Annotated in this window: 8 protein-coding genes; 2 read left to right on the forward strand and 6 right to left on the reverse strand. The window is 44.8% G+C overall.

Annotated features, from left to right (window positions below; translation table 11 throughout):
* Positions 1–12: 12 nt before the first annotated feature.
* The 5 genes from E7588_09270 to E7588_09290 all read right to left on the reverse strand — a co-directional run bounded on the left by E7588_09270 (position 13) and on the right by E7588_09290 (position 5215).
* The gene (locus tag E7588_09270) at positions 13–1335 is read right to left on the reverse strand and encodes a uracil-xanthine permease (GenBank protein MBE6689440.1); all 1323 of its coding nucleotides are present in this window, start codon (positions 1333–1335) and stop codon (positions 13–15) included.
* Positions 1336–1528: 193 nt separating this feature from the next.
* Positions 1529–2398: a class II fructose-bisphosphate aldolase gene (locus E7588_09275; protein MBE6689441.1), complete on the reverse strand. Its 870-nt coding sequence runs from the start codon at positions 2396–2398 to the stop codon at positions 1529–1531.
* A gap of 43 nt (positions 2399–2441) precedes the next feature.
* A complete protein-coding gene (locus E7588_09280) occupies positions 2442–3242 on the reverse strand; it encodes a hypothetical protein (GenBank protein MBE6689442.1) in 801 nt (266 codons plus the stop codon).
* Between the two features lie 9 nt (positions 3243–3251).
* Positions 3252–4298 (reverse strand): glycerol-3-phosphate dehydrogenase, encoded by a 1047-nt coding sequence (locus E7588_09285; GenBank protein ID MBE6689443.1) that lies wholly within the window; start codon positions 4296–4298, stop codon positions 3252–3254.
* Positions 4299–4393: 95 nt separating this feature from the next.
* Positions 4394–5215 carry a helix-turn-helix transcriptional regulator gene (locus E7588_09290; protein ID MBE6689444.1) on the reverse strand — a complete coding sequence of 274 codons (822 nt, stop codon included), beginning with the start codon at positions 5213–5215 and terminating at the stop codon, positions 4394–4396.
* Between the two features lie 82 nt (positions 5216–5297).
* Between E7588_09290 and E7588_09295 the strand changes: the two genes are divergently transcribed.
* Entirely contained in the window at positions 5298–6068 is a 771-nt protein-coding gene (locus tag E7588_09295; GenBank protein ID MBE6689445.1) for an SDR family oxidoreductase, read from the forward strand.
* A gap of 7 nt (positions 6069–6075) precedes the next feature.
* Positions 6076–6843 carry a type I 3-dehydroquinate dehydratase gene (locus E7588_09300; GenBank protein MBE6689446.1) on the forward strand — a complete coding sequence of 256 codons (768 nt, stop codon included), beginning with the start codon at positions 6076–6078 and terminating at the stop codon, positions 6841–6843.
* Between the two features lie 60 nt (positions 6844–6903).
* Here E7588_09300 and E7588_09305 read toward each other — a convergent pair.
* Positions 6904–8522: hypothetical protein (locus tag E7588_09305; protein ID MBE6689447.1), on the reverse strand; the 1619-nt coding region annotated here is incomplete at its 5' end.

Consider the following 8522-nt stretch of genomic DNA (forward strand, 5'->3'; position numbering starts at 1 on the left):
ATTTAAGGGTTATTATTCTTCGGTTTTTTCTTTCTTTTCACCGATGGAAAGCAGGAGATTTACAATAACACCTACAACAACCGCTACGAACAGACCGGAAATGTTGAGGGTTATATCGCCTATGGTAACATTGAGACCGCCGATAGCATTTATACCAAGACCGAATACCAGTATGCAACCAACAACTATAAGGTTCTTGGAAGCAGTGAAATCAAGGTTGGATTCAGCCAGTGTTCTGATACCGATAGCCGCAATCATGCCGAACAGCATAACCTCTACACCGCCCTTAACAGGACCGGGAATAGTTTGCAGAACAGCACCGAACTTGCCGATAAATGCAAGAACAATAGCGATAACTGCGGTAACTCGGAGAATCTTGGGGTTGTAGTTCTTAGTGGTAGCCAGAACGCCGGTGTTTTCAGAATAGGTCGTATTTGCGGGACCGCCGATAAGACCTGCAAAAGCGGTTGCAAGACCGTCACCCATGAGGGTTCTGTGAAGACCGGGATCCTTGAGGAAGTTCTGTCCTACAACGGCACTGTTGGTGGTAACGTCGCCGATGTGCTCCATAAAGGTTACCAGTGCGATGGGAGCAATGGAAAGAATGTAACCGGGGTCAAACTCGGGAAGAGTTATAAACTGAACACCGTTTACATCGGTTGTCATAAACGGAACATTTATCCAGTGCGCGTCCGCGATAGCCTTGAAGTTCATAACAGACCAGTCAAGAACGCCGATAAGGCAAAGAATGATGCAAAGAACATAACCGCTGGCAAGACCAATGAGAATAGGCACCAGCCTGAAGAAGCCCTTGGCAAAAATAGAGCATACAATAACTACTGCCAGTGTGAATATTGCGATAAGTACGTTAGTGAGAACCTCGGGGGTCATATTGCTGTTAAATCCGCAGTCGGTAATAGCGGTGGAAGAAAGCTGAATACCGATAACTACGATAACGGGACCTGTAACGATAGGCGGGAAAATCTTTTTGATGTTGTCCGCGCCTACAAAGAAAGCGATAAGCGAAAATAAAAGATAAACAAGACCTGCAACGATTATACCGCCCTGCACCTTGGGAACAAGTGTGGGGTCAACAATTCCCTCGGCTGTATAAACACTGCATGCGCCCAAAAAGGCAAAAGAAGAGCCCAGGAAAACGGGAACCTTACCCTTTGTGCAAAGGTGGAAAATAAGTGTTCCGAGTCCTGCGGCTAAAAGTGCAGTGGAAGGATTAAGACCTGTAATAAGGGGAACGAGGATAGTTGCGCCGAACATGGCGAACAAATGCTGAACTGCAAGGACATAATCGGTGGGTTTGAGCTTTTGGTTAGTCATTTTTGTTTCCTCCTGTTTTTTAATAGCATGTGCTATTTTTATTATTATAACAAAAAAACGTAACAAATGCAATAGTTTATATAAAATTTCTCTACAAATTTCGACAAATTCCCATTTAAAGGAAATCGTGAAAACGGCAGTTAACCGTTCTCACGATTTTATGTTTCAGAAATTATTCGGAAGATAATTTTCCTCACACTCTGCCGTTACTTCCGAAGATACGGATTTTGGCACGTACGGCTTCTCTCATTCCCGCGCGTGCTTCTTCAAAAACAAAGGCAGGCCAGGTGGAGGGGTTAGTAATGGTATTAAGTTTATTTTTCAATCCTGCATTCAGCGCGTAGATAACGTCGGAAAAGATGTTTATTTTGGTAATTCCGTGTGCTATGGCTGTCTGCATCTGCTCGTCCGGTGTGCCGCTTCCGCCGTGCAGCACAAGGGGACGGTCGCATACTGCGGTTATTTCGTCCAGACGGTCGATGCGCAGTGTGGGAGTTTTGAGGTAAACGCCGTGTGCTGTTCCGATTGCAACCGCAAGTGCATCAACATCTGTCTTTTCAACAAATTTTATTACCTCTTCGGGTACGGTGAGAGTGTCCTCGGGGTCTTCGTTGTTTACCTTGTCATTGATATTTCCCACCATGGCGTTTCCTACGTGACCTAATTCAGCTTCAACGGTAACACCGTGTGCGTGCGCATAGGCGGTCACCTCTGCGGTGATTTTTGCATTTTCTTCAAAGGGCAGAACCGAGCCGTCAAACATTACCGAGCTGAAGCCTGCCGCAATGCCTGCCTTGATGGACTCAAGGTCGGTTGCATGGTCCAGGTGGAAGCAAACGGGAACAGTGTAAAAATCCGATGCGGCACGCACCATTGATGTAATGAGATTAAGTGCTTTTCCCTCAAGGTCAACACCCAGACCCATCAGAAGGGCAGGGGAGCGTTCCTGTTCGCACACGTCCAGAACAGCACGCATCATTTCGTAATTGCTTATGTCAAAGGCAGGGATGGCGTAGTGCTTTGCCTTTGCATCCGCAAGCATTTCTTTCATGGTAACCAGCATATGTATATCCTCCGTAAAACTATAATACTTGACAAGATTTTATTTATGAATGACAGCCTCTTTCGCGGAGGAGTTCGAGAATAACATCGGGATTGTTGCAGGTAATAAGATACGCTCCGCATTCAATGGCTCTGTCCACACTTTGTGCATCCCTTACACCGGCGCCTGCCCAGGGTTGAACGCCCTTTTTCAGCATATCGCCGAATTCCTCTTTTGAAGCAATGTATTCCTTTTCGCCGAACATACATACACAGTAGGCATAGCTGTACGGGTCAACCGATATCGGACCAACGTGCTTGGAGCAGGGGTAATATACGTGCTGTCTGTACTTTTTGGCGTACTTTTTGAAAACATATTCATTAAGCCCTGCGTGCCCGGAATTAATTACACAGCGGTCGGCATAGCCGTATTCGTCTATCATGGCAAGCACCTTGTCGCATACACTGTATGCCCACTGCTCCTGCCCTTGCGTGGGATAAACCTTAAGCTCTACGTCTATTGTGAGCGTGGGATGGTCCTTTATGAGTTCAAGAAATTCCCTGAACGTAGGCACTTTTTCACCCTTGAAGCATTCTCCCTTTTTTATCCCCGCATCCAGAGCTTTAATTTGTTCAAGTGTCATATCCTTTACAGCACCCGTCCCGTCGGTTGTGCGGTCGACCATTGCGTCGTGCATTACAATAATTTCGCCGTCTTTTGTGGAATGCACATCCATTTCTATTTGGTCAACACCCAACTCAAGCGCTTTTCTGAACGCAATCATGGTGTTTTCGGGATACTTTTCACACCATCCTCGGTGCGCCGCTACATAAATGTTTTTTTCATTCTGCGACCAGTAATTCATGATAACTCCTTATTTGCAGTAGGTGAATTCTTCCCAGGGGATGTTCACTTCTTTTTTGTCCGAAATTATTTCATCTATGTGCATGAGAAGCGGAAAATCCTTTGCATCAAGAATACCCTTTTGTACGTTTATTTTTATAGCCTTTGCAACTCTTACCGCAACCACAAGAGATTCCAGCGTTACGCCGTTAAGCTCCTCTTTAGCTTCATCTATATTCAGACCGCGCCCCAGAAGAATACCCACAAGGCGGGTTCTTCCGCCGTAAACGGTGACGTAAAGGTCGCCTGCTCCCACGCACAGATTGTCAAGAGAGGGCGCGTTCTGGAATGCCAGAAGCTTTGACATCTCCTTAACCGCCTGACCGAATACCGCCGCCTGGGAATTGAAATGCAATTCGCTGTCAAGCCCGAATTTTTTCTGATTGAGACCTATTGTGAGCGCAATACCCAGTGCGTAGCCGTTTTTGAGAGCAACGGCACTTTCTATTCCGGTAACATCCGTGGAAAGGCTGATGTGGTAATAGTCGGTTGCCATAATACTTTTGAGATACTTCAAAACCTCAATATCTTTTCCGCAAAATGCCACCTCTGTCTGGTCATGAGCCACAAGCTCATAACTTGTGCAGGGACCGCCGATGGCGTTGAGCGACAGCTTTTTGCCGATGGAATCAAGCTTTTTTTGCCATATGTCGGGATAGGTTATGAGTTTTCCGTCGGGGGTGTCCATAAGCCCCTTTGTAACGGTGAGTACTTTCATATTTTCGGGAAGGATGGGCAGAATTTTATCTGCAAACCAATCCACTCCGAAGCTGCTGACACCGCCTATTACCATGTCACAGCCTTTAAGTGCCTCGTCAAGCTCCTCAATCTGATAAAAGCTTATGCCGTGGGGAAAATCTTTTGTGAATTTGGGGTGTCTGTTGGTTTTTCTGCAAGCGTCTATAATATCACGGTCAAGATGTGTGCCTACAATGCGTACATCGTTGCCGTTTTCCTTTGCGGGGAAAGCCAGCGCCGATCCCATCATGCCCGAGCCGATGATTGTAACTGTTGCCATAAAATAGTCCTTTCGATATTTAGTACCGTATTATTATAACCTTTTTCTACCTGTTTGTCAATACGACAAGCGGTATAGTTTTGATTTGCATACAGTCATATTTTGCTTATTCTGTTACGTTTCATGTATTCGGTGGGTGTCGTTCCGGTTTTAGCCTTGAAAGCACGGCAGAAATGGTATTGATTTGAAAAACCGCATTCATATGCCACTGCATTAATTTTAAGTATGCCGTCCGACAGAAGCTGCTTTGCCCTGTCTATGCGTATGTCGGTAATATATTGCTTGGGGGTTGTATTGTATATGCGGTGAAAAAGCTTGCGGAAATATACCTCGCTTATATTGCATTCATCGGCAAGCTTTTGGTTTGTCAATTCGTGACAGGTATAATTTGATTTAAGATATTCTATGGCAGGCTCAAGTATGCCGGGTGACTGAATATTGTCGCAGTAAAGTCTGTGAAGGATATCATAAAAAATACTCATTATTTTCGTCCTGTTGCCATCAAAAAGCGACAGAGCTTTCATTTTTTCAAAATCCTTTATGTACGTTTCCGGTGATTTTACAGGTATAAGTACCATTGTGTCGGATATGAATCCGGCACTTGTAAAATTAATAACGGGAAAAGCACCGCTTTTGTCACCGTACAGATGGTATGTCTGAGCCTGAGGAAGAATTATTGCATGACACGGGTCGGAAATGAAGCTTTTTCCTTTGTGAGTGTACGTAATCTGACCGCTCGCGCAAAATGAAAGAGCATAGCTTTTTCGATCGACTATTTTTTCCTTGCGCCCTTTAGGTGAAAAAACGGTAAAAATATCAATAATATCGGTAACTGTCATACTGTTGAGAAATTCCACAAAACCACCTCTTGGTTTAATTATATCTGTTTTATCAAAAAAATCAAGAGTTTTATGCATAAAAATATCATAAACATCAAATTTCTATCATTTTACACATTGAAAACATGCTTTTCGGGATGTATAATTGGTTTACAAATAAATGATAGGATGTGATTTTGTGAATTTCAATAATAAAACTGCAATTTCAACGGGTGCTGCTTCAGGCATGGGACTGCTTTTTGCGCAGTGCTTTGCACAATTGGGCGGTAATGTAGTGATGTGCGATATTGACAGTGAAAAGCTCAAAGAGCTTGTAAACGAAATAAACGCGCAGGGAAAAGGCAAGGCAATAGGTGTGCAGTGCGATGTTCGTGATTATAATCAGGTGGCAAACGCAGTGAATACAGCTGTGGAAGAATTCGGCAGTGTGGATGTGCTGGTTAATTTTGCCGGCGGTGCAGAAACAAGAATGCTTAACTGCCCCGATCTTTTTCCTGATGCTCCCATTGAGGTATATGACTGGGGAATCGATGTAAATCTCAAGGGACAGATGTATTTCGATCATGCCGTAATGCGTCAGATGAAAAAACAGAACAGCGGTGTTATAATCAATATAGGCTCCATCACCGGCGAAGAGGGTTGTGGCCGTAATTTGGCATATTCAACGTCGAAAAGCGGTGTCATGTACGGTCTTACAAAGTCTGTTGCGCTTGCCGGTGCGCCTTACGGAGTGCGCTGTAACTGTATTTCTCCCGGCCCGGTTCTTACGCGTCCCGGAATGAGCGAAATGACAACTCTTATGGGCAGAGCGGCAGAACCGCAGGAAATAATAGATATGGTATTATTTGTTGCAAGCGATAAATGCTCATTTATGACAGGTGAGAACATTCTGATTGACGGCGGCAGACTTATAATGCGCGGAAAGAACTGAGAAAATTATGAAACCGACATTTTTAAATTACGAAAAGCCTCTCCTCACGGCTATGATACAGTATCTTACCCCGGAGGAATGTATACTGAAGATAAAAGCTTCTCTGGCAGATGGTGCCGAGGCGATAGGTATACAGCTTGATAAATTGAAAAAAGAGTATCAAACCCCTGAATACTTCAAAATGATTTTTGATTCCTGCGAGGGGAAACCAATATATGTAACCAGCTACCGCTACGGCAATGACGAAACCGAAACTGACGAGCAGAGAGCTGAAAACTTACTTATGGCGCTTGACTGCGGTGCAACGATGTGTGATGTTATGGGTGATATGTTTGATCCGTCGCCGCAATATGAATTGACGCTTGAACCCGAGGCGGTAAAAAAGCAAACCGAACTTATTGATGAAATTCACCGTCGCGGCGGAGAGGTTCTCATTTCCAGCCACACCTATAAGAGCATTTCGCTTGACGAATGTATCATGATTGCAAAAGAGCAGATAAAACGCGGTGCAGATATAATTAAAATCGTCAACCACGCCAACACTGCCGATGAGGTGCCGAAATATATTGATGCCATACAGAAAATAACGGCGATGACCGACCGTAAATTATTGTTTCTTGTCAGCGGAAAGGGAGAAATAATCCGTTATATCGGTCCGAATTTCGGTGTGTGTATGTATCTTTGCGTACAACACCACGGTGAAATGGATACTACGGAACAGCCCTTGCTTTCGAAGATAAAGGCAATAAGAGATAACATAAGATTTGATTTTTAAAATTAAAGCAGGTGATACATTATGTATCACCTGCTTTGTGTGTATTTTTTAAGACGTTGATTATTCTACGGTTACAAAGAATCCGTCACCGCTTGCAAGGTCGATTGTAACAGAACCGTTGTTTTCAACGGGAGTTGCAACACCATGGTTGTAGATGGTAACCTTCTTTGCAGGGTCAAGCTGGATAACAGCCTTTGCGGTAAGCTCGCCCTCGAATTCCTCCATGTTTACAATGGTGAACGCAGTAGCGCCGCTGCCGTCCTTCTTTTCGAAGCAGCCGATAAGAAGCGACTGATCGGAGGTTATGGACTTGATGGTGTCAAAATTCTTGTATTCGCCGGTCATCTTCTGATAATTCTTAACAGCATTGTGAGTGAATGCACCCAGATTTCTGTACTGTACAAAAATATCGGAAATGGCTTTCATTTCGTGCATTACGGTCTGACAATCATAGTAAGCGTCAGTTTCGTTGAGAGTTGTGTTGTCGATGAGAGAAGGATAAACGGGGTTGGTGGACAGGTACTGCCACAGAAGAATACCGGTACATCCAAAGGACAGCAAGCAGTAGCACTGCCATCTGTATTCAGCCTCGGTGGGAGTACGCTTGTCAGCCTGCCATCCGTAGGTCTGGATGCAGCACCAGAATTCTTTGTTTTCCTCACGGGCAACAGTTGCTATCTGATTGATGCTTTCAATGTAATCGCGGTAGGTGGTTTTGGAAGTGCCCACCCAGTTTAAGGGATAAATGTCTGTACAAATGTAATCAGAGTTGTTGGTGGTGAACCATTCCTGGCAATATTTGCGGTACAGATCCGGGTCTGCATCGTAGTAGTCAATAGCATATGCACCTGCACCGTATTTGAGCTGAGGTGCGTTTGCGTACATGGGAAGCAGGTTTACAAATGCTGTTTTGCCGGGGAACTTTGTTTCGTAGTTGTCAATTACTCTGCCGAGATTTTTGAAGTAATCCGAGCCGGGCTCGTCAATGATATGATGTCCTGCAAAAGAGGGATGATGGGCATAAGCCGCGGCAACTTTAATGGGATCTTTTTCCTGCAGGAAAGCAGTTGTCTTTTCGTCATCTGCAAGACCTATGTTGTAGTAGTCGCTTACGAATATCTTCATGCCATGAACATCGGCAAAATTGAGCATAAAGTCTCGGGAAGCAGGAGAAGCGGTTGCAGAGTCGCTTACTATCATGTTAGCACCCAGGTCATAAAGCTGTTTCATGCCCTTTTGGGTAGCCAGCGCACTTGTGAAGCCCCATATACCGATGTCAATGCGTTCCTTGTTGATTTCCTCGACACTCTTTGTGCCCACAGGAACATTAACACCCAGGACAGCCTTTATAACTCTTTCCATAACGGTGGCAACCTCGGCACGGGTGGAAACACCGTTGGGATCGAACTTGCCTGCGCCCTTACCGTTTATAATGCCTACGTTCTTAACGGAGTTGATGGCATTTACGGTAGCCGCATCAAAACCGTCAAGGTCATTGAAGCCCTCGGTTTCGGAGTATGCGGTAAACTCAAATCCGCTGTTGTCAATGTAGTTTTTGATTACAACCGCCATGGTTGCACGTGTGATGGGATCTTCGGGTGCAAAGGTCACATCGCTCAGACCTGCCATAATACCCTCAGCCTTTGCCCACTGGATATAGGGTGCATAGTACTCGCCTG

Source organism: Oscillospiraceae bacterium, assembly GCA_015065085.1.
GTDB lineage: Bacteria > Bacillota > Clostridia > Oscillospirales > SIG627 > SIG627.